The organism is Telluria sp. ZB4P34 (assembly GCF_059686055.1).
On record NZ_JCASIF010000018.1, the window covers coordinates 12,315 to 33,896 of the forward strand.

Consider the following 21,582-nt stretch of genomic DNA (forward strand, 5'->3'; position numbering starts at 1 on the left):
CATTGCCCGGCATGGCTCGTACATACTTAGGCATTAGAACTGACGATTTCATCCTAACACGGCATGCTCCCTGGAAACAAAAATGTTGGATTTGACGAAGATAGTTGTTGCGCCTTCCCAACATGACGAAAATGACGACCGTCTACGATATGTTCCTTCACTAGCTATGTTAAAAAATGTCATTGTTTGCGAGAGCTTGCAACAGAAATGCTTGCGCTAGCGATTCAGTGTGAATTTTGTGTTGACCATGCGCTGCTACGTGTGCAACGTGCGCGCCGTAGAGCGGATGGCGACATTGAACACCGACGTTGCGTGTGCAGAAAACACTAGGTTCGAAGACGCCTAACTTCTTCATTAAAGTAACTGTAGGGGTTGAAGTTGGGCGCGACGACCTGTGTAGCGATACCAATTTATTCTTTTTTGCGCGCGTTCCATAACCAATTTAGGCATGCGGCTGTGATGCGGCGGAGATGCTGTCCCTAGTTACCAAGTGGGGTATGCGAAGATTTCGAATGCATGATACAAAAATCGACGCTGTCACTGTTTTTTTTAATAGCAACATCGCACTATCCAAGGGCCGTTACAGTGTCAGACCTGATGTCTCCTAGGCGCGCCTGTCGTACTGTCCGCGGTAACCCTACCTAGCTGGAATTAAGACAATATAGCGGCAAATGTCACCTTGAAAGAAATTCAATGGCCTGCGACAGCAGCTTTCCTAGCGTAGAAAGCAGATACGGCCTCGATTTCCTCAACAGTCATAAGTCGTGCGACGTTGCGCATTTGCTGCTGTCCATCGTTGCGACGAGTGCCTTCTTTGAAGGCATGCAACTGCTGAACAAGATATTGCTTTGGCATGCCTTCTAGCCAAGGTGCGCCCAGCTTCTGGTCCACACCACCATGGCAGGAAATGCATGGCGCGATGTTTCGCATGGGGTCTCCAACTCGCACAAGGGCCGGCAACGTCTCATCATAAGTTGTAGGTGCTGTGCGTGCCTTCGGCAAGCTGGCGTAATAAGCTGCAAGGTCACTCATGTCCTGCTCCGACAGGTTTTTCGACAAGGCGACCATAATCGGATTTGCGCGGTCCTCATTTTTGTAGTCGACGAGCTGCTTACGGATGACTTCCGGATACTGACCAGCCAGATTTGGCGCGTCGGACCGACTCATCCCTTGCGCACCGTGGCACATCGTACAGTTCAGTGCAAGAGTTGCACCGCGGCCGACCGAGGCTGACGACGCCTGTTTCGCCATCGCAGGCAGGAGCACCACGTTCGTGGATATGACGGGGGCCTTCTGGTCGGGGCTATCAAGCCACTTACTAGGTACCCCAGCAGCGCGGCAAATGCTGTCCCAGAGCCCCTGGGCTCTGAAGTCAGCCTGGGCGGATGGCAGCAGTCCAAAACCGATGAGGATAGATGCTGCAGTAAGGGCCACAAGCGCAACGACGCTTACCCAGGTCCACCTGTTCTTCCGGGAGAAAAATCCGTGTTCTCGCATTACCGTTCTCCGACAGGGACAATAGGAACTGAAGCTTCTGGAGTTAGCGCGAGCTGTACGATAGGGTAACCGTAGTTGACGACCGTAAGCGCTATCATCATCGCGACCCATAGACCCAAGCTGTTGAGAACCGCAGGAGGTTTCGTTCCTGGATGAACTGCTTTACTAAACGCGAATTCCGGCACTAGGGCAGACTGTCGCTTAGCCGTGGCAAGGATGTACAAGAACATCGCCGCGGAGATAACCAGGAGGAGGCCACCGAACGTGGAAATCGTGACCGTTATCGCTTGAGGTTCAAGCGCCGGGTGTGTGTAATCGTAATAGGCCATGCGGCGAGGCGCACCCAGAAGACCAACCAGGTGCCAAGGCATCGTAAGAATCATCATCCCCACGAACCAGAGCCATAGCTGTGTCCTCACGAGCTTTGCAGACAAGGGTCCTGAGTTTCGGAGCTGAGGCCACAGCTCGTACGCGACCATGAAGTACATGATTACGATAGCTCCGGCGAAAATCAAATGGAAGTGCCCTGTGACCCACTGCGTGTTATGGATGGATTCGTTAAGTTGGTAACTCATGTTGATGATGCCGCCGGCGCCTCCGAATCCAAGCATGATGAAAGCAAAGGTCACTGCGAGCATCATCGGATTATCCCAAGGGAGAGCCTTTACCCATCCGAAGGGTCCTTTGCCGCCCCGGAGCCGGCCAACTACCTCGGCCGAGGCAACAATCGTAAAGACTGTCAACAAAGTTGGTATCGACACCATGGCCGTCATCGCCGCGTGCACGAACTTGAAGCCGGCACCCACCTGCGGGTCGGCGAAAAGGTGGTGAATGCCGATTGGCATCGAAAAAACTAGGAAAAGTGCGAAGGCTACCCGGCCCATCGTATCGCTGTAGAGCCGCCCGCCAATGGCTCGAGGGAAGAGTGTATAGAAAGCGATGTATGCAGGCATGAGCCAGAAGTAGACGATGGCATGCAGCGTCCAGGAGAAGAATACTCGCGCCAGGCCAGCGTTAATTGTGTCGGTAAATCCTAGAGATGCCGGCAAAATGAGCGTCAGGATTTCAACAGCTGCGCCAACGGATGTCCACGCCCACAGATAGGCGCCCGCCACATTGCCGTACATGGCTAAGGGCACGGTCGCGCCAAGGTTGGCCTTTTTCCAGGCATACAGGTTCACCGACATTAAGGCAACCCATATCCACGAGCCGACGACGACTAGCACGATGCCAAGATAGTAGAAGCTGCTAGCAATCATCGGTGGGTAGAAGGTATAGAGCACTGACGACTTGCCAAGTGCAGTCGTAACGGCAGCCATCAGAGTTCCTGCAATTACGAGCCAAAAGCCAGCCCAGGCCCAACGCACGCCTTTAAGAGGCTGCTTGAGAGATAGCTCTGAAATTGCATAGCCAAAGCCCATGGCGACCAATGTCGGTAGCACGTATCCCATGACTGTGCCGTGAGCGGTAACTGAGCGATAGTAGTGCTCAGGGTTGTTCACCCAGGGGGACAATGGACTGCGAACGTACATCTGCCACTCGCCCAGCAGAATGGCGGCAAAAAAGGCAATAAACGCTACCCAGAAGTGTGCTAACACTAGTCTCTTAGCGAGATACACAGCTCAACCTTTCTGCCGCTTTTGCTTTGGCAAAGAACTCGTCGGGAGGGATGACTTGAACCTTGGCCCACATAGCTTCGTGTCCAGTGCCGCAATATTCGTGACACGGCATAAGCTGCTCGCCGGTTTTCGGGAAGGACGTCGTAAAGGTCGATACAAAGCCCGGAATGAGCATTGTGTTGGCGTTCGTACGACCAACAACAAATCCGTGGATTGCGTCTGTGCTTGTACCTCGGAAGGTAACCGATATACCAGCCGGGACAACAATACATTGCGGCGAGAATGAGTATTGCTGAGCGATAAGCCTTACGATGACGCGACCATCTTTTTCAATCGATGTGCCAAGGTTGTTCTCGACAAACTCACCTTTGAGGTGGAGAGTTTTTACGTCTACCGTCTCAACGCGCGAGGGCGGCATAGAAGACCAATAGACACCAGTGAAAACCATCATCGCTATCAGTGAAAGGATGATGAGACCGACGATAATTGCCCAGCGATGCTCAGCTGAATTAGCAACCGCTTCTGATGCGTGGGGCCCATCCCTATGAGGGTCTACTGGCTTAGATGACGTCATTGAACTGTGCCCCGAGGAAGATACACAACGAAGTAGAAGATGAAAAACATGGCAACTACAATGGCTGTCGCTACTCCAGCTACCGCAAAGGCACCGGACGGACCTTGGCTCACAATCTCATCTATCCTTCGCTCGAATTCGATTTCGCTCTCGTCTGTTGGCGTCATGGTTTGTCCTTATTCCGGCAGTAAGGTACGCAAGTCGTTCACCTGCTTGGCATTGACAGGAGTACCCGTGTTGCCCCAAGCAACGCGAATGTAGGTCGTCACTGCTGCTACTTCATCATCGTTCAGGATGTGGGAGAACGGCGGCATACCGTGCGGACGTGGGTTTTTCTTGGTGCCAGGCGGGTACCCCCCGTTAAGCACCATACGAATTGAGTTCACCGGTGTCTCCATCGTGATTGATTGGTTTCCTGCCAGAGGTGGGTACGCTGGAGGTTGGCCACGACCGTCTTCGCTGTGACACATTGCGCACTGGGCGACGTACACCTTTCTTCCTAGTTCCATTGTTTCTGGACTAACCATGCGCGATTGGCTAGTCGGTGGCGGAGAGTTGTCTTTTTGAGGCAAAGCCTTCAGGTAGACGGCCATCGCTTTTGCATCTTCATCAGTCATATATTGCAGGCTGTTGAATACAACTTCAGCCATCGGGCCGTATACAGTTCCACGGTGCGACACCCCAGACTGTAGCAAGTCCGTAATTTCTTTAATTGACCAGGTTCCTAATCCTGCTTCTCTATTCGACGTGAGCGAAGGGGCGTACCAGTTCTGGTTCGGAATCATCCCGCCTTCAAATGCCTTTGCCTCGCTTGAGCCACCAAGTGCGTTCACCGCGGTATGGCACATGGCGCAATGGCCTAGCCCCTTGACGAGATAGGCGCCACGATTCCACTCTACTGACTGTTGCGGGTCTGGTTTGAACTCGCCTTCCTTGAAGTACAGTGTCCGCCACCCGACCAAGAGGTCGCGATTGTTGTAAGGGAAACGCAGCTCGTGTGCTCGATTTTTCTGCTTAACAGGCGCAATGGACATCAAATATGCATAAATCGCATCCGAGTCTTCCCGGGTAACCTGAGTGTATTGAGGGTAAGGCATTGCTGGATAGAGCAATTCACCGGTGCGTGAAATGCCCGAATGCATCGTTCGATAGAATTCGTCTGACGTCCAAAGTCCAATGCCAGTTTTATCGTCCGGCGTAATGTTAGGAACGTAGAGGGCCCCAAACGGGGTAGGCATAGCGCGTCCGCCTGCGAAAGGGACACCGTTGGGCTGAGTGTGGCAGGCAATGCAGTCCCCAACGCGAGCCAGGTATTCACCTTTATTAATGAGCTGCGTTGACGCATTTAGTTGAGGGGCTGCGTTGTTTTGAGGCAGCATCCCTGGGCGCAGAAGATAATAAATACCTGCGGCGGCAACAGCAAGAGCACCTACTGTCAAAGCGATACGAGCACTTTTACGCATAGACACCTACCGTTGACTGCCACATGCGAATGGCATTCTGACTAAGTTAGAGGGCTCTGGCGACGCATTGGCCGCAGGCGTTTGAAGGGCAAGGTAGCCAGCCACTGCAGAGATGTCCTCGTCCGTAAGGCGGATGGCAATTCTCTTCATGCAGTCAGGTTCAGCCGCATGGCGCTCACCAACTTTCCATCTAGTGAGCTGGCCGACAACATAGGCAGGCCGTAGTCCAGCTAAGCCAGGAATTCCGGGTTCCATTCCCATGAGGTTTGCACCGTGACAGGCAATGCACGCAGGCAAGCCCTTTTTTGGGTCGCCGGCGGTAACAAGCATCTGCCCACGTGCCGCGGCGGCTGCGCTCAAGACAGGACGCTCTTGAGCACTATAAGCCGGCTTTTGGGCAGCGAAGTGCTCCGCCATCTCCTTGAGATATGCATCGGGGAGATATGCCACCAGGTAGTTCATGGGGGGATAATGTCGCGTGCCGTTGCGGAAAGCCTTGAGCTGGTTATATAGGTAGCCCGCCGGTTTACCGGCAATTCGAGGGAAGTAACCATTGTTGGTGCCTTGCCCCTGCTGACCGTGACAAGTTACGCACCCTTGGACACGAGCCTCCATGGAATCAAGCTTCTTGAACGCGGGGACGTCGTGACTTGTTTGGGCATGAGCAGGTAGTACTACGCACAAGCTAAGGATAGCTGAGCAAGTCTTAGCCAAATTGACGAAACCATTTGGGAACATGAAGGTTCTCGCTTGAAATCTAAATGCGCCAACAGAAACACATAATAAAAACGCCGGATTTGATTATTTGATTTGTAACGGTATTGTCACGCCTAGTGTAACTATGGAAAGGTAAGGCTGACGCACGATTGCAGTAGATTAACGAATGGCAAGACTGAGGCGTGATGACGGCTCAGTTATAGTGATTAGAAAACTTGAGGGTGAGGCAGCACTACTGCATTAGTAGTGCTAGGACTGCATAATTGAGATTAATTGAACTTATAAAGACTCTATTGCCAGGTAAGCAAAGTGATTTTGAAGCCGTTATCTTGATGTACGGTTTGCTCAAATAGCGACCTTGTAGGTTCAAACTCTCTCTGTTTTCTCACCCACCATTGAGCGTCAATTTCATACCTCTTGTAATGTAGCCCTATCGAGTTTCGACTTTCGCTTACGTGCGGTAGGGCATCGCCTTTACGTAAACTCAAGGGCATCCCAAATTGGTCATTGCGAACACTGTAGCGAACTTGATTGTCTTTAGAAAAGACTATCGCACAAGGGAGCTCATTGAGCTCAATATAGCGCCGGGCTGTCATTTCCAAACTAGTTTCGAATGTGGTAGCTAGCTTCGTAACCTGGCTCAAGTCAGGGGCGCCAGCAACTTGGAGTTGACTCATCACAAGTGTGCGAGGCATGAGAAGCTCGGCCGAAAACCGATTGGCCTCGATTTCCCATTCTGATTTGGCACCATGCCTTAAATCTTGAGCTTTACAATTAAACTGGCTTTGTCTATGCCATGGAAGCAAAAAGTGGCCAAGCTCGTGTCCAATAGTAAACCGCTGGCGCGGTCGCGGGTCACGACTACTGTAGAAGATTGCTCCATCAGATTTCTCTGCATTGGTAATTAAAGCTCCAGAAAAGCCTTCACTAGCAAAGCATTCGATTTTCGAAATCCCGGCAAGCGTAGCTAGCTCTTCAATGGGAACTGGAAGAGGTAAGTCAGGATTTTGCTCCACAATGGCGTCAACTAACTGTTCAGGACGAACAAGGTCTGCCAACTCAACTAAATCAAGCGTTGCCATCCTCAGTGACTTTCTTACTCTTAAACAGGTTTAGCGTCTGCTTGAGTATTTGACGTTCTTCGTCAGATAACGATTTGAAGTCGCGGAAGAATTGTTGAGCCTCTATATCCTCAAATGATGTCGATTCTGCTCCTATTAAAAATTCTATAGGAACAGAAAAGTAGTCAGCAAATCTCCGGAGAAGTTCAATAGAAGGGTTTTCACTTCTTCCCTTTTCCATCTGCCATACGTGCGTTTTTGATACGCCTACTACGTCGGCGACGTCCTGCAATGACTTCCCTTTCCGCAATCTAAGCTCGGCAAGTCTTGCTCCAATTGACATAACGATAACCCTCCTTCTGCAAGCCAAATTAACCCATTAGACAAGAGTATAGGAAAAAACGCACCATACAACAATAGTTGACGGCAACATTTCGTTCACTTAGTATTACGAGGCGTAAGGTGGGGTTCTCGCTTCAGTCAAAATTAGGAGTAGTAAATGAATAAAGTAGTCAATAAAGTAACGTTTTACCCGGTTAGTAACGGCGATAGCAGCCAAATCCTGCTCTCGAACGGACGTCGTATCATGATGGACTTCCATCACCGGGCTTGTGGTGAAGACGAGAAGTCGCCTCATATCGATTTGATTAAGCACCTGCGTGCAGAATTTAAAGCAGCTGGCCGGGACTACGTCGACGTGATGGCGTTCACCCATGCTGACCTCGACCACATCTGCGGCTTCAGTGACTTCTTCGAACTGCAGCACTCGACTACCTACCAGGGCGGGGACCGCATCAAGATTCAAGAGCTGTGGGTCCCGGCTGCTGTTCTGCTCGAGCCAGCGAAAAAAGACCAGAAAAGTGATGATTTTTACATCCTGCGCCAGGAAGCGCGTTATCGTCTGAAAAAAGGTGAAGGTATTAAGGTCTTCTCAAAGCCGGACGCTGTGCGCAAGCTTCTCAACGACGCTGACATCAGTATCGAAGCACGCGAACACTGCTTCGTCGACGCAGGCACTATCGTTGACAGCTTCACGCTGGCAGATGATGGCGTCGAGTTCTTCGTGCACTCGCCGTTCGTTGCCCACGTCGACGGTACCGACTTCGAACGCAACATTGCGTCCCTGATTTTCAACGTTCGCTTTGTTGTCGGAGGCTACCAGTACGACTACTTGGCATGCGGCGACACCGAGTACGAGACACTCGGCCAGATTGTCGAAATTACCCAGGCCCACAACAACGACGACCGCCTGGCGTGGGATTTGTTCAACATTCCACACCACTGCAGCGCCTTCGCTCTTGGCCCTGACAAAGGCGACAAGGAAACGGTGCCGGATGCCGGCATCGAGACCATCCTCAACGCCGGCAAGCGTGACTGCTATCTGGTGAGCTCCAGCCGGCCGATTCCCAATGTGAAGGAGTCGTACGAGCAGATACAGCCGCCGCACATCCAGGCACGCAACACCTATGAAAAGTATGTTCGTAAGGTAGGTGGTCGTAAGATGCTGGTCACCATGGAGTATCCAAACGGCTTTACTCCTGAGCCGATGGTGTTCGAGATTAGCGAGAAGGGCCTTGCACTGGCCAGTACTTCTACTGCAGCAGGTGCGGGAGCTGCCATCGTTTCCGCAACGGCGCCGCGGGCGGGCTAATCATGGACTACATTGTCCTTCCAGGGTATGCCCCACTAACGACTGATGGGGTAGCGCACAGCCTGCCCCTGACGTTAGCGTTGTTCGATGCTGTCGAAAAATCGAAGACTTTCGACCTGGTCGAAGTGGGGAACGTCGAGCATTCTGGCCATGCCGGTGAGGTGTTGATTGTTGAGCTCAGCTGTGACGCCGTCCCGTCTCGCAACCTTGTCGGTATCGAGTACCGTGAACGGTTCGCTATTGTAGTGCGCTCGTACAGCTTGATACCTGAGGCCTATCCGTTGCGTACGGACTTCCCAGATGTCTGGCACCGGAACCTGCCTCTCGCGGGTTACCCTCCAGACCTTTGTCTGTATTACGAGCCGGTGCGTGCGACCCGTCGTACTTTCACGGCCGAGAATTTTCTAAAGCGGGTGGAATGGTGGGTGCAGGCGACAGCAAACGAAACCTTGCACGCTGCGGACCAACCGGTCGAGCAGTTGTTCTTCCGGGCGCGGTATGAAATCGTACTGCCGTTTGACTTCGAGGCACGCTACGAGGCGGGAGAGTCGTTCTGCTTCTGGCGTATGGTCACCAGAGCCAATGATGCAACTACGCTGATGGGGATGTTCGCAACTCCTGACAAAGCTAGTAAGGAAGCGGAACCGTTCTCGGAATTTCTTTTAGTGAACGTTCCCCCAAGGGTACACGGCGCAGTAACGTTGGCACCCAAAACGTTAGGGGACTTGCACGACTGGTTGCTGGCCCAAGACCTTGACCTTAGGGCGCTCCTGACCGAACGCATTCAGGAAAAGGTTGGGCCAGGGGGTGAACCGAAGAACACTGGTCCTAAGACTCTTACTTTACTGCTGCGAATGCCAGTCACACGAGAGGCGGAAAGCGCTGTCGAATCAGTGCAGCATCGCGCTTTTTTCGTGCCGGAGCAGCTTCTCGAAGTTGGCGAAAAGTTGGGCGCGCTCGCTGAACATGACGGGAAGTTTTACAGGTATATCGGCATGCAAGGCACTGTCACGACCGAAGAGTGGCGGAGCGTATCTGTTGAGTCAACCGAGGTACTGTTCCAAAATAACCAGGAAGCTGCGCGGCGGCAGTCGGGGATTCGTGACGCAGGACCAAGGGGAGTACTGCTGGGTGTTGGTGCACTTGGTAGTGCCATTTACGATATTTGGGTTCGTTCAGGATGGGGCTCCTGGACGCCGGTCGACAAGGACCATGTAAAGCCGCACAACATTACCCGTCATACCGCCACCTACATGGAGGTTGGCATGACAAAGGTCGACGCGGTAATCCAGCATGCTCACGAGATTGCAGTAGGGCAGACTCATCTTGCTGGGCTCGAAGTGGATGTTGTTGAGTCGTCCGATGCTAGACTCGAAGAGCTGCTGACCACCTCCGAACTGGTTGTCGACGTGACAACGACGCTCGACTATCCTCGTAAAGCAAGCGTCAAGGCGAAGTATGCACGGCACATTTCAGCATTCATTTCGCCGAGTGGTGCTGATGGCGTCCTACTCGCAGAAGACTCGCAACGGAAGACGACGCTCATGTCACTTGAAGCTCAGTACTATCGTGCGATGATTTCGAGCGAATGGGGCGTTGAACACCTGCGAAATAACTATGGCACGTTTTGGAGTGGGGCCGGCTGCCGCGACATCTCGGTCGCTCTGCCGTATTCGCGTGTACTTGCCCACGCCGCAACGCAGTCTGAGCAGATTATGATGTTGTCTAAACAGGATGCTGCTGCCATCCGCGTGTGGGTGCGTGATACAAGCACTGGTAGCGTGCAGCTGCAACCAGTGTCTGTCCAAGAGCAGGTGACCTATCCACTAGGGCCTTTCACGGGATACATGGACAAGGGGCTTGAAGCGAAGTTGTTCCAGATGCGCGATGCCGCACTTCCCAGTGAAACCGGCGGCATCTTGCTCGGTTACTGGGACTTCAACATCAACGCCCTGGTTTTAGTCGACGCACTGCCAGCGCCTTCAGACAGCGTGTCTGACCGTGAATCTTTCATAAGAGGCACCGAAGGGCTGCTCGATGCACTAGTTGAAGTGCAACGGCGCACTGCAGGGATTGTCGGCTATGTTGGGGAGTGGCACAGCCACCCTAAGGGCGTTAAAGCCCAACCCAGTTCCGATGACCTGGTCCAACTGGTAACGCTGGCGAAACGTATGGCCGAGGACGGCATGCCAGTGGTGTCGATGATTATCGGAGAAGGGGAAATACAACTGATGCAAAGGCAAGCTACTTGAAACCGATTTTGTTAGTGCTGTCAGGCGGAGGCATCCGGGCAATGGCATTTCATGCCGGCGTCCTTCGCTTTCTGGCTGAGCACAAGGCTATGGAGCGTGTCTCGAGCATCTCGAGCGTATCAGGCGGCAGTCTAGTGGTGGGGCTACTGATGCATCAGAACCAGAACCGCTGGCCGTCTAGTGAACAGTATCTAGGCACGTCTTTCGTTCAGCTTCGAAAGACTCTGACGACGACCAGTCTCGAGGCAGGCATAATTCAGGAACTCAAGCGGCCGGCGAACTGGAAATACCTGCTGTCTCGAGCAAATATTCTGGCGCGCGCGATTGAGAACACGTGGGGCATACATTCAACGTTGAACGACTTGCCGGTGAAACCAAGCTGGTCCATCAATGCTACTACGGCAGAGACAGGCAAGCGATTCAGGTTCAAAGGTGGAGAGCTTCGTGACTGGGTTCTTGGCTCGACCCAAGCTAGCGACTTTCCTCTTAGTGATGCTATGGCTGTGTCGGCAGCGTTCCCCGGCCTCATAGGTCCCTATGTGCTGAACTGCCGCGACTATAAATGGGAATTGCCCATCTATGGGCGAACAGAAGCTACGCGACCAGCTCATGAGCGCTTTGACAAAATTCATCTGTACGATGGCGGGGTGTACGATAACCTGGGCCTTGAGGCATTTTTCGACGCGGGAAGGGGTCCGAAGGCCGGCATGGACGGAACAATTGTTGTCTCAGATGCAGGGGCACCATTACCAACAGGCTTTAACATGGGCAGGCTAAACCTCTACCGGCTCAAGCATGTCGCCGACATCATGTCTGACCAAGTGCGGTCACTTCGCGTCCGTGGCCTGGTTGCACATGCTCTAAAGGCGCCAGGGAATGCTGCGTACTTACGTATTGGCGCCACCGCCGATGAGTTCGCAAAACAGTTTGAAATCCCATGTCCTGAGGGGCCATGGATGACCAAAGAGCAAGTAGCAGTTGCATCGACATTTCCGACACGTCTTATGCAGCTTACAGAGGAAAATTTCGATATCCTGGAACGGAGCGGCTACGAGGCTGCCGCTATTGGAACGATGGCGTTCCAGTTCGTTTGAAGCTAAAAGTATTGGGAATAGCTCATTAACCTGTCGAGCCTATGAATATGACTCACATAAGCGAGGGCGCCTGTTCGGCTGAGCAGCAACTCTCAATACATTGCCTTCTAGGGCAGTGTCTGCTGAGGTTGCAAGAGTACGAGTCTTTGCTAAAGCGGATACTTCCGTACACTGCCATCAATGGAAGCCTTACTGAAATTTCTGCGCAGGCCGCGCCTGGCTCATCCCTTAAAAAGGCAATGATGGGTACCCTCGTAGGTATGTTTACGGAAACCGTTCTAGTTCCCGATGAGACCGACGTAGAGACCAAACAAGCATCTGCAGAAGTCAACAACACAATTTGGATGGCAAGCCGAACGCAAATCTTACTTGATAAAGAGCGCTATATTGCCCTAAAAGCTAATCTTAAAGAGCTAGTCACTCTACGTAATGACTTGGTGCACCACTTCATCAATATGTTTGATTTGAGTACGAAAGATGGTTGTGCACGAGCTGAAGCGTTTTTGAAAAAAAGCTACAAGAGTATCGATGAGCACCTCAATCAGTTGAAAGCGTGGACTGAGGGAATAGCAACTGTGCAGGCCGCTCTCTCTTCTGTCTTAGCTGGAAAGGAGTTTCTTGATTTCTTGGATGGGATTCTGCCCGACGGCACAGTTCAATGGGCGAGGAGTGGCATCGTGCAAGGACTCAGGAATGCTGAGGAAAAATTAGCCATTGAGGGTTGGACCCCATTAAGCGAAGCGATTATATGGATGTCCAAGAATGCGCCGGAGCAAACGCCTAAGCGCTATGGATGCACCAGTTGGCGCCAGGTCATTCATGAGTCACGCCAGTTCAATACGCAAATGAAAGTACTGAGTGAGCCATCTTTAGACGCAATAGAGTCGCTTCCCAAATCAGTATGGTACCGTAGTTGTAGGATGGCGTTTGAGCATTAATCATACTAATTTCCCATGTTTTCACTCGGTAGGCCTTTGAGCCAAACGTAAAGAGTAGTCAAGCGCATAACGTTATCCCAAATGATGTCATTGCTTAGATGGTCCAAGACCGAACGTGGGTTACCAAGTCATGCATTGAGACTAGCCTCACAAGACATTAACATCGGCCGGTATCCGGTTGCTCCCACGTACTGCGCATACAAGAAGTGCAGGATATTTCCGCTCGAATAGTCGGATGCGTATTATTCGGGACCATCGTCACCTGGAAAGCAGCGGTTGATGACTAAAACATAGGGCTGAGAGAGTTCAATACTCATCCAGGCCGTCTAGGGCGCCGTCGGCGGTCGTGTTGTCGGAAAAAATTAGGTGAACACAGGACACGCATTGCAACCAGTCTTGGCATTCCTACTTGCTCCATAAATAGCAATGCTGGATGCATCCCATGTGTGCATGATAAACGTAATCCTTCATCTACATGAGTAGCAATTTGATGATTAATGCGCGCTTCATTCGTGCTATGTGTGCTCATGCGCTCTCCACATTTGAGCGGTGTATCCTAACAGAAGTGGACATACGTGCGACGCGGCATTAAAAAGGTCCACAAACTGCAGACTATATTGAATAAGGGCAACTTTAAATTTTACTTCGAACGTAACTCAACGAGTTGTTCGCACGACTGAAATGTGCGCCCAGAAGAAGTTGTTTAGACTACATTGACCTGGCCACCGCGTGGCACTTCTCGTTTGGCTTCGCCCGGCGACTAGCCGGGTTTTTTTATGGATGAGACAGATTGTTACCATCAAGGACTTGAATCTTGTAGTTTTGCCGTCACCCGAGTCAAAGGGGGACACAAATGAAATGCGCATTGCTTTTAGAGAACGACGATTTTGAACGTCACAGACTCGTGAAAATTCTTCGATTGCTGGGCTATGTGCCGGCGCCAGTGAGGACAGCCGAGGAGGCTTTAAACGTTGCAGATGCTATTAGCTTCAATCTCATCATTACGACCACAGCGTTCAAACCGAACGATAGAAGAACCCTAACAAGTGAGTTAAAGCGGTTAGCGCCCGAATCCGCCATTGTGCTTGTTGCTTCCAAAGACGAAGAGTACCAAGAAGCACGAGCTGGACGTTATCCATGTGTGAGTGCTGTGGTGAAGCGACCAACGACAATGGACGCGTTGTGGCGTCTCATTCGATTTGGTATTGAAGGGTTTGCCCTACATTCGTTCTGCATGCCGCCCGGTCAGGAGCGCAGGCGAAAGATGTCTTAACTTATCTATGGTGGGCTAAGGAACATTTTACGGTTAGACGAGGTTGAGAGGATACGAGTGATTGTTAGCAAAGGTATGTTCATCTCGACAAGGTAGTTCTTCGCTTAATCATATCCATAGGTTCACTGTAGACGGATGCCTACTTCAATCAAAGTTTGCAGATGTAGGTTGCGCCGTCGTTCAATTTGCACTGGTCACATCCACAAATAGTAGATAACGTCCAGCAATAGCAGATAATATTCGACTCAATTGCCCAAGGTTAACGTTGGTAAACGCTAGTTTCTACATATGCTCAAGCTCATAATTGAACTAATGGCATTAGTAAGGTGCGAACCTTCCATAGTGCAAGGTGTGATGAGAACCAATAGGCTGAAGGTCCATATGCTTTTCTTGAATCTTCGCAACATTCTCGTTTAATACACGCCATTGCTTCCTGGAAATTTGTCCGCTGTCGCATGCACTATCAGCCATGGTGCGAAGAATCGATATTTTTTCTTTACAATCGTCCGAGTTGAAATCAAGCTTGTGAAGCATTGCTTCAAGGCTACTTATACTCAAAGACTTAGTCATAATTACTAGCTTTTCGTCAAGTTTTTTAAGCAGATTCAACCTGCTCTGATGAGCTACAGCCAGAATTCGCTGTTCAGTAATAGCATACATCATCTTTTAAGATGTAGTTGAGCGCGTCTTTGAATGACTCAAAACGAGTTTCTTCAAAAAAATTTGCGGCTACCTAAGTTATAGGAACCAGGACTGTACGGTAGAAGCGTTTCTCTAGTTTAACAACGGCTCTATCAAATGGCTTCTGTATTAATTTGCAGAGACTTGAACAACTCAAAAACTTTACATTCTAAATGCAATCATTTGGCGGCATAGACAGTGGTAACGCCATAATATGCGGTATGACGGCTTTCATAACGAGTATTTATTTGTCAAAGGTTCCGGGCTAACATATCGGGAAGGCCACGATAAACTTACTCCCTTTGCCGGCTCCTGCGCTAAATGCGCTTACTTGGCCATTATGTAGGTGAACCATTGTTTTTACCAAAGCTAAACCAATTCCTAAACCTCCTTGCGAGCGGTCGGGAGTCCGCTGAGCTTGGGTAAAGAGCTCAAAAATATGCGGCAAGAGTTCACCATCTATGCCAATCCCATTGTCTGCAACCTCAATACAGACAAGCTCACTGCTCGTTGAAACTGTTAAAGTAATTTCTCCACCTTTTGGAGTGTATTTGGCAGAGTTGTTCAGCAGATTTGAGAAAATCTGAACTAAGCGAGTCCGGTCGCCAAAAACCATGGGACGTGTAGGGTCGTGCGTTATGATTAAAGAGTGGGCTTTAGATTCAATTAACGGCTTTACTTGTTCAACAGCATTGTCCACGATTGATTGAATACTCGTAGCAGTTTTGTCCAGCTCAACAAGTCCGCGCGTGACACGAGAGGCGTCAAGCAAGTCATCAACAAGCGCCGTCATGTGCTTAACCTGTCTTCCGATTACTTCACTCGCATGCCGGACCTTTGCATCGCCATGAGAGATTATTCGTAACATCTCGGCGGCCGTGCTGATAGGTGCTAGAGGGTTACGTAGTTCGTGCGCTAACATTGCAAGAAACTCATCCTTGCGGCGACTGTTAGCCATTAATTCAAGTTCTGCCTGGTGGCGTTCTGTAACATCAACCGTAACGCCTCGAATTCCAATCGGTTTTTCGAATGAGTTATACCTAACACGACCGCGACTCTCTACCCATATCTGCTTGCCATTGTCTGGACGAATAAACCGGATAAATACCTGATAATTGCCAGAGTGTGTAAGCGCCTCCGCGTGTGCCTTTTTAATTAATTCACGGTCATCAACATGTATATGTTCACTGACTTCAGCCATTCGGGTGGGAGTCATACCCATAACATTTGCCACATTTTCTGAATACCGCGATTCGCCCGATTCTAAGTCCCAGTCCCACACAATCATCTTCGCAGCTTCGAGTCCGTCTTTGAGACGCTCCTCACTCTCGCGCCGCGATGCTTCAGCTTCTACAGCTGCAGTGACATCGTATCCTTGAGCAAAAATACCAATGATTCGACCATTCTTGTCGCGATAGGGTTCGTACACCAAGTCAACGTATCTTTTTTCGATAGGACCGCCGGGCTCTCGTTGTACCGCAAGAGGCATAGCATGCGTAGCCCATGGCTTACCTGTCGTGTATACTTCCTCGAGATGCTTTTCAAATCCTTGTCCGGCAACTTCTGGCAATGCTTCCCAGACAGGCTTGCCGATAATTTCTCTGTGCCCAATAAGCTGATAGTAGGCCTTGTTGGCGAGCTCAAAAACATGCTGTGGGCCCATCAACACAGCTACGAACCCTGGAGCTTGGTCGAATAAGCTACGGATATGCTCCCGTTCATTGTTGAGAATACGTGATACGGCCTCATGCATTTGTGCTTCATTAAAGTTTTCACGTGTGCCGTCGTTAGCAGGTTCAACTCGCAGCGTGACTACTTTAGATTCCTTGTTGACTGAATACAAACTCGTTACGTCGATTGCGTTCTGGAACACAAAGAGTGGCTTACCATTTTCGTCCATAACAGGAGTGTGAACAGTGCTCCAGAAGCGTTCCTCGAATCCTGGGCCGTTCTCAGTTTGGACAGGAACAGCATATCGGAGAAAGGGAGTCGTATCGGGGACACGCTTTGCCAACGCTCGAGCAATCGAGGCTTTCACCTCAACCATGTTGGTCGAGTTCGGGTCGTAAGGATTTGGAGGGAATGCGTCGAAGACATAGCGTCCTACTAGTTCCTCTTCAGTACGGCCGACTGAACGCAAATAAGCGCCGCTAGCTCCAATAATCGTTAACTCGGTATCCATCACCAAATATGGATAAGGCGAGCATTTGAAAAGGGCTTTGTAGACAGAGAAGTCCATTGACACAGTTTGCAATCCAGTATCGGTGTACAAGCTATCCCATCAAATGTTAAATATGGGAGCTTGCATTTAACATGTGGGGCAAGTACAAGCGACTAATTTAGGTGGCTTGTACGGTAGTGGAAGTTGGCAGGTTCTATGAGTGTACGCTGCTTGGACCGGTTTTCGCATTATACGCTGACAGCATTAGAGCAATGGATGAGAACAGATTCAGCAGCAGTAGACTTCGTCCCGTTTGCTGAATTATCGCTGAGTTAGCGCCTACTAGAACTATTCGGACGTAAGGGAAGCAATTTATAGCAGTGAAGTCGTCACCTTGAGGCCCTAGATGAGCATCACCTGACGGAGTCAACAGGCACAAAACACCCGTCCAGTTCGTAGCCTAGTTCTTCCGCTTAGCGGCCGACGTCTTTGCATGAACCTCAGCCTCTGCCGCTCGACGCTTGCGGACTTCTGCCAGAAGCTTTTTCGTCTGGGCGCGGTGCTTACGAATCGCATCTTCTAGCTCTGCCGACGTCATGAACTTTGGTTGCTTGTCTTTTAGGAGCATGTATGTATTCTACCTGGACAATCGAATACGTGCGAAAATGTCACGGTTTGTTGCAATTATTATAATATTTGTAACATTAACGTTGGACAAGGGCTGGAGGAACTCTTGCTCTGCAACCGCGGCCTCAACCTATGAGGACCAGTCAAGCTCTTTTGAACGGATTCTAAACCGGTCACTTGATGACGCTTCCAAACATCAGCTCAGCACCCAAACAACCGGCAGGAACTGCTGCCTTAATGCACGATTTCCCAACGAGTCAGCACGGCCAGAATGGCTTACTCGTCGACCTCTAGGCTGCGTCTATGTCAGCCCAACAGTCAAAAGCAAAAAGCCGGCGGCACTTTGGAGTAGTTCCGTCGGCTGCGATTTGCCTGTTGTGCAGCTTTAGCGCTTGCTGGACACAGTCCAACGTTGCCAGCACTACAGGGGTACTAGTTCAGGTATCCGAGTGCCGGACACCACCTGAGTGCACCATGCTGCGATGAGTTCAGCCTTCTATTTCCCAACGAGGAAGCGAGTGCCGATACAACTTCCGGCTAGCGTCCTGCTGTCGAAGCGACACCAAGAGCCTGGATGCGTGCGACATCCACGTTGGTTTTCTTGCGGCTAGCGATATCTACGTCATCCTGGTGGTTGCCCAGTCGCTTATGCTTCTGTACAGCGAAGTTCTTGCCCGAGGCTAGTACGAATGGTCGCACCAATTAAGCGCATGTAATGCAGGAGTAGAGTGAGTTGAGGTGTAGCAGGTCAGTATAATGAGCGACCCTAGGTCTAAGCACTTGCTTGCGCATGGCCAGGTTCACAAATGAGATAGGCCTGACCAGCTGCAACTCAAATGCGAGGCAACGTAGTAAGTAGAACGAAGACTTCCGCCTGGTTGACCAAACATGTACGTCCTAACAAAGCAACTAAGGACGTACCTGAATGGTAACTACATTACTTAATACGATAAGCTTCTTTATCTTTTCCATCAAGCCAGCGCGGTGCGCGGCCGCGGCCACTCCATGTTTGACCAGTTGTGCTATCACGATATTTCGCATCAACAGCCCCACGTTTTTTTTGTGGCTGTTTTTGTTGAAGTAAGTCAGAAATACTCAAGCCGTACTCGGACATAAGAGATTGCACACGCTCTTTGGCTTGAGCAATCTCCTCTCGCCGCGCTTGTTCTGCAAGATGCTTCAGTTGTGCGATTTGTTCTTGGTACTCTTGGTATGAAGGCACTTTTAATCGGGCTAAGTTAAAGCACGTAAAATATAACGGACTCCAAAATATTGCAAGTCATAATAAACTTAACGAATTCGGAACGGCAGAGGAGCTGCCGCCTACTAAACGATGCAAGTGGCTCGTATGTTTGAGTCACGACTGTCGCTGTGAAATGGTGCCAGTCGACGCCGTGTGTGCTACAAAAAGGTGCAAAAGTGTAGAATTCGATATCGTGTAGATGTAACAAGTGTTACATTTACGCTACAGCAGAGTGAGCTGTTTCCAACGATATTCATGAGCATGTACCTATGAGCGGCACGGCAAACGTAACAAATCCAGACAATGAGGTACCGATACGTGTTCTCATAGTCGATGACAACGTTGACTTAGCAGCAACAATAGGTGCTCTATTTGTTCATTTCGGCTACACTGTTGCCGTTGAGAATTCACCGTATAGAGCACTGCAGCTTGCCGAGAACCAGGCATTCGACTTTTGTTTACTGGACATAGGATTACCCGGTATGGATGGGTATGAGCTGATTTCCAAGCTAAGGTCCTTACCAAACACATGCTCTGCCGTGTTCGCTGCCCACTCTGGGTATAGTTCAGTCGATTATATGCAGAAATCTTTCAACTCGGGCTTCAGTTACCATTTTGTTAAGCCTGCCGACGTCGAGAAGGTGCTCCTTGCATGCGCCAAATCGAGGCAGGGCCATAGATAACTATCCTAGAATCACGCCGCAACCATTGCTATCGGATGAGCGATGGTATCAATTCGATAATATTTTGTCTTTCTTTGGTTGTTAGTCGCGCAGCCGATAATATTGCTTGACCTAGCCTTTCTTCACATCTTTGCACACATCCGTGTGCTGCTCAGTCGAACTGTTAATTCAACTCTCTTCGGTGAGACATATGTATCTGTGCGCCAGACTTGGTTTAGGCCGAGTACACTTGCGGCCTGTTTATCCTGCCCACAGAAGTAATAACATTCCAATCTTAGGGTCGTCAAATACACCGTGCCTACAGGAGCAACTGTAGAGTGGCCCCTAAACTATCGAGCCATGCTAATGCGCTTTCGATTCAATACAAAACTGCTACAGTTCCGCATCACCCAAGTTGTGGTGCTACTTTGTCTTTTGTCGGCCGTAGTCTTAGCTTCTATCGTTCTGATTTCAATTGAAGGAAAGATGAAGCGGGTAGTAGGCAATCAGCATTATTCATTAGTCTCAAGCGCCGCAAATTTTGTTGAGCGCGACATAGAACATAAAAAATCCCTCTTAAGTTCTGTCTCCCATTATGTCAACTCAGCAAGAATAGCGAGTTCTGATGATTTGGTAAGGTTACTTCAGGAATTTAAATCGCTAGACAAAGAATTCGTTAATGTTGTCATCCTAAATGAAGAGGGTGAAATGGTGGCGAATATGCGCGACAACGTAGGAATTGGAAGTCGTGCTGGTCAAGAATATGAGTTCTTCAAAAGAACTATGAATTCGGGAGAAGGCTTACTTTCGAAGCCTTTCAGCAGTCCGCTAACGGGGCAGCCTGTAATTGTTATTACACAGCCGGTTAAAGATGATATCGGAAACGTCAACTTCGTTATTGTTGGCGGAGTTGACCTAAGCAACCCGAGACTGCTTGAGCCGCTGCAAAATGTAAAGCCAGGCAAAACTGGCTACTTTTTCATCATCGACGATAGCGGAACAATCATACAGCATCCAAAACAAGCGCGAGTGCTCGCTAACGTCTATAAGGAGCCAGGCGGACCCACTGCGGTCACTGCTGCTGCGCTCAAAGGGTTTGAAGGCTGGAAAGAGGGAAAAGCTAAAAATAGCCTAGATGCCTTAATTGCATATAAGAGAATCCAAGGTACATCGTGGCTGATGGGAGCGGTTTATCCAACTGCTGAGGCGTTTGTTGCTCTATCAGAAGCAAGAACGAACGCATGGCTGGCCTCAATATCAGTAGGCGCGCTCGCCGCACTTACAGGACTCATGATTACGAGGCAATTGTTGCAACCATTATCGAATCTACGTGAGAATGTGTCACTTATCACCGATGGTATGGCTGAAATAAGTGTTCTTGAGTCATCGCGACAAGATGAGGTGGGTGACTTGAGTAGACGATTTTTTGCGCTATCTCAGCAGCGAGCGCTTGCAGAAGCTAAGCTGGCTGACCTAGTCTTAGAGGACCATCTAACAGGAATTGGCAACAGGCGAAAATTTGAAGAAACCCTTGAAAAATCTTTAGCTAAAGCGGAAAGAAGCAAAAAACCAATTGCGTTAGCTTACTTAGACGTTGATAAATTTAAGGCGATAAATGACACGCATGGTCACGGTGTGGGTGACAAGGTTTTGATAGAATTCGCGCGACGTTTAAGCTCGCTAGTTAGAAGCACAGATACTGTCACAAGAATTGCGGGCGACGAGTTTGTCATCATCTACGATACGATAGCTGACGACACAGAATCAAATGATTTCGCAAATCGCATCCTAGAGGGCATTCGAACGCCATTTGACTTGAGTTCTGTCCGGTTATCCGTGACGACGAGCATAGGGTTTGCGATTCATAAATCGGGACCTATTTCTGTAGATTGCCTGTTAGGTTTAGCCGACGAAGCTTTATATGAAGCAAAGCATGCAGGCCGCGACACTTTCGCAGTAAAAAGCACAGAAGACAGTCAAGTAGCCAGAAAGTCCAAGATTTGCTTAGTAAAAAGCCGGTGAACCTGCTACCTTCAAGCCTTTAGGTTTACTACTATATATACTTGCTC

16 protein-coding genes are annotated in these 21,582 nt (G+C 50.0%); 7 read left to right on the forward strand and 9 right to left on the reverse strand.

Features of this window, described 5'->3' with window-relative positions:
- Positions 1-690: 690 nt before the first annotated feature.
- The 7 genes from AC56KL_RS20380 to AC56KL_RS20410 all read right to left on the reverse strand — a co-directional run bounded on the left by AC56KL_RS20380 (position 691) and on the right by AC56KL_RS20410 (position 7,274).
- Positions 691-1,497, reverse strand: a complete 807-nt coding sequence (locus tag AC56KL_RS20380; protein ID WP_497182000.1) for a c-type cytochrome — start codon at positions 1,495-1,497, stop codon at positions 691-693.
- Positions 1,497-3,116 carry a b(o/a)3-type cytochrome-c oxidase subunit 1 gene (locus tag AC56KL_RS20385; protein ID WP_497182001.1) on the reverse strand — a complete coding sequence of 540 codons (1,620 nt, stop codon included), beginning with the start codon at positions 3,114-3,116 and terminating at the stop codon, positions 1,497-1,499. The genes AC56KL_RS20380 and AC56KL_RS20385 overlap by 1 nt, the downstream gene beginning before the upstream one ends.
- Positions 3,103-3,690, reverse strand: a complete 588-nt coding sequence (locus tag AC56KL_RS20390; RefSeq protein WP_497182002.1) for a cupredoxin domain-containing protein — start codon at positions 3,688-3,690, stop codon at positions 3,103-3,105. The genes AC56KL_RS20385 and AC56KL_RS20390 overlap by 14 nt, the downstream gene beginning before the upstream one ends.
- 176 nt (positions 3,691-3,866) lie before the next feature.
- Positions 3,867-5,153, reverse strand: a complete 1,287-nt coding sequence (locus AC56KL_RS20395; protein WP_497182003.1) for a c-type cytochrome — start codon at positions 5,151-5,153, stop codon at positions 3,867-3,869.
- Between the two features lie 6 nt (positions 5,154-5,159).
- Positions 5,160-5,768: a c-type cytochrome gene (locus AC56KL_RS20400; protein WP_497182004.1), complete on the reverse strand. Its 609-nt coding sequence runs from the start codon at positions 5,766-5,768 to the stop codon at positions 5,160-5,162.
- Positions 5,769-6,160: 392 nt separating this feature from the next.
- Entirely contained in the window at positions 6,161-6,952 is a 792-nt protein-coding gene (locus tag AC56KL_RS20405) for an ImmA/IrrE family metallo-endopeptidase (protein WP_497182005.1), read from the reverse strand.
- Complete coding sequence (locus tag AC56KL_RS20410) at positions 6,939-7,274, reverse strand: helix-turn-helix domain-containing protein (RefSeq protein WP_497182006.1); 336 nt, start codon at positions 7,272-7,274, stop codon at positions 6,939-6,941. The genes AC56KL_RS20405 and AC56KL_RS20410 overlap by 14 nt, the downstream gene beginning before the upstream one ends.
- A 156-nt stretch (positions 7,275-7,430) precedes the next feature.
- Here AC56KL_RS20410 and mblB point away from each other — a divergent pair, with 156 nt between their 5' ends.
- The 5 genes from mblB to AC56KL_RS20435 all read left to right on the forward strand — a co-directional run bounded on the left by mblB (position 7,431) and on the right by AC56KL_RS20435 (position 14,139).
- Positions 7,431-8,582, forward strand: coding sequence for an anti-phage 6A-MBL system MBL-fold protein (gene mblB / locus AC56KL_RS20415; RefSeq protein ID WP_497182007.1), 1,152 nt, complete (start codon positions 7,431-7,433; stop codon positions 8,580-8,582).
- A 2-nt stretch (positions 8,583-8,584) separates the two neighbouring features.
- Positions 8,585-10,834, forward strand: a complete 2,250-nt coding sequence (gene cap2-3, locus AC56KL_RS20420) for an anti-phage 6A-MBL system cap2_3 protein (RefSeq protein ID WP_497182008.1) — start codon at positions 8,585-8,587, stop codon at positions 10,832-10,834.
- Positions 10,831-11,928, forward strand: coding sequence for a patatin-like phospholipase family protein (locus AC56KL_RS20425; protein ID WP_497182009.1), 1,098 nt, complete (start codon positions 10,831-10,833; stop codon positions 11,926-11,928). The genes cap2-3 and AC56KL_RS20425 overlap by 4 nt, the downstream gene beginning before the upstream one ends.
- Before the next feature lie 239 nt (positions 11,929-12,167).
- Positions 12,168-12,866 carry an OST-HTH/LOTUS domain-containing protein gene (locus AC56KL_RS20430; RefSeq protein WP_497182010.1) on the forward strand — a complete coding sequence of 233 codons (699 nt, stop codon included), beginning with the start codon at positions 12,168-12,170 and terminating at the stop codon, positions 12,864-12,866.
- Positions 12,867-13,719: 853 nt separating this feature from the next.
- Entirely contained in the window at positions 13,720-14,139 is a 420-nt protein-coding gene (locus AC56KL_RS20435; RefSeq protein ID WP_497182011.1) for a response regulator, read from the forward strand.
- A 946-nt stretch (positions 14,140-15,085) separates the two neighbouring features.
- Here AC56KL_RS20435 and AC56KL_RS20440 read toward each other — a convergent pair.
- Positions 15,086-17,092, reverse strand: coding sequence for a PAS domain-containing sensor histidine kinase (locus tag AC56KL_RS20440; protein WP_497182012.1), 2,007 nt, complete (start codon positions 17,090-17,092; stop codon positions 15,086-15,088).
- Between the two features lie 1,453 nt (positions 17,093-18,545).
- On the reverse strand, positions 18,546-18,830 hold the full coding sequence (locus AC56KL_RS20445) for an H-NS histone family protein (protein ID WP_497182013.1): 285 nt from the start codon (positions 18,828-18,830) through the stop codon (positions 18,546-18,548).
- Positions 18,831-19,120: 290 nt separating this feature from the next.
- On the opposite strand from AC56KL_RS20445, the gene AC56KL_RS20450 reads away from it, so the two are divergent.
- Positions 19,121-19,534, forward strand: a complete 414-nt coding sequence (locus AC56KL_RS20450; RefSeq protein WP_497182014.1) for a response regulator — start codon at positions 19,121-19,123, stop codon at positions 19,532-19,534.
- A gap of 345 nt (positions 19,535-19,879) precedes the next feature.
- Entirely contained in the window at positions 19,880-21,535 is a 1,656-nt protein-coding gene (locus AC56KL_RS20455) for a sensor domain-containing diguanylate cyclase (protein WP_497182015.1), read from the forward strand.
- The last annotated feature ends 47 nt before the right edge of the window (positions 21,536-21,582 follow it).

Bases quoted from the DNA above. Each gene is read 5' to 3' on its own strand.
- AC56KL_RS20380 (WP_497182000.1), bottom strand. From the start codon at position 1,497: ATGCGAGAACACGGATTTTTCTCCCGGAAGAACAGGTGGACCTGGGTA.
- AC56KL_RS20390 (WP_497182002.1), bottom strand. From the start codon at position 3,690: ATGACGTCATCTAAGCCAGTAGACCCTCATAGGGATGGGCCCCACGCA.
- AC56KL_RS20395 (WP_497182003.1), bottom strand. From the start codon at position 5,153: ATGCGTAAAAGTGCTCGTATCGCTTTGACAGTAGGTGCTCTTGCTGTT.
- AC56KL_RS20400 (WP_497182004.1), bottom strand. From the start codon at position 5,768: ATGGAGGCTCGTGTCCAAGGGTGCGTAACTTGTCACGGTCAGCAGGGG.
- AC56KL_RS20405 (WP_497182005.1), bottom strand. From the start codon at position 6,952: ATGGCAACGCTTGATTTAGTTGAGTTGGCAGACCTTGTTCGTCCTGAA.
- AC56KL_RS20410 (WP_497182006.1), bottom strand. From the start codon at position 7,274: ATGTCAATTGGAGCAAGACTTGCCGAGCTTAGATTGCGGAAAGGGAAG.
- mblB (WP_497182007.1), top strand. From the start codon at position 7,431: ATGAATAAAGTAGTCAATAAAGTAACGTTTTACCCGGTTAGTAACGGC.
- cap2-3 (WP_497182008.1), top strand. From the start codon at position 8,585: ATGGACTACATTGTCCTTCCAGGGTATGCCCCACTAACGACTGATGGG.
- AC56KL_RS20430 (WP_497182010.1), top strand. From the start codon at position 12,168: ATGATGGGTACCCTCGTAGGTATGTTTACGGAAACCGTTCTAGTTCCC.
- AC56KL_RS20435 (WP_497182011.1), top strand. From the start codon at position 13,720: ATGAAATGCGCATTGCTTTTAGAGAACGACGATTTTGAACGTCACAGA.
- AC56KL_RS20450 (WP_497182014.1), top strand. From the start codon at position 19,121: ATGAGCGGCACGGCAAACGTAACAAATCCAGACAATGAGGTACCGATA.
- AC56KL_RS20455 (WP_497182015.1), top strand. From the start codon at position 19,880: ATGCGCTTTCGATTCAATACAAAACTGCTACAGTTCCGCATCACCCAA.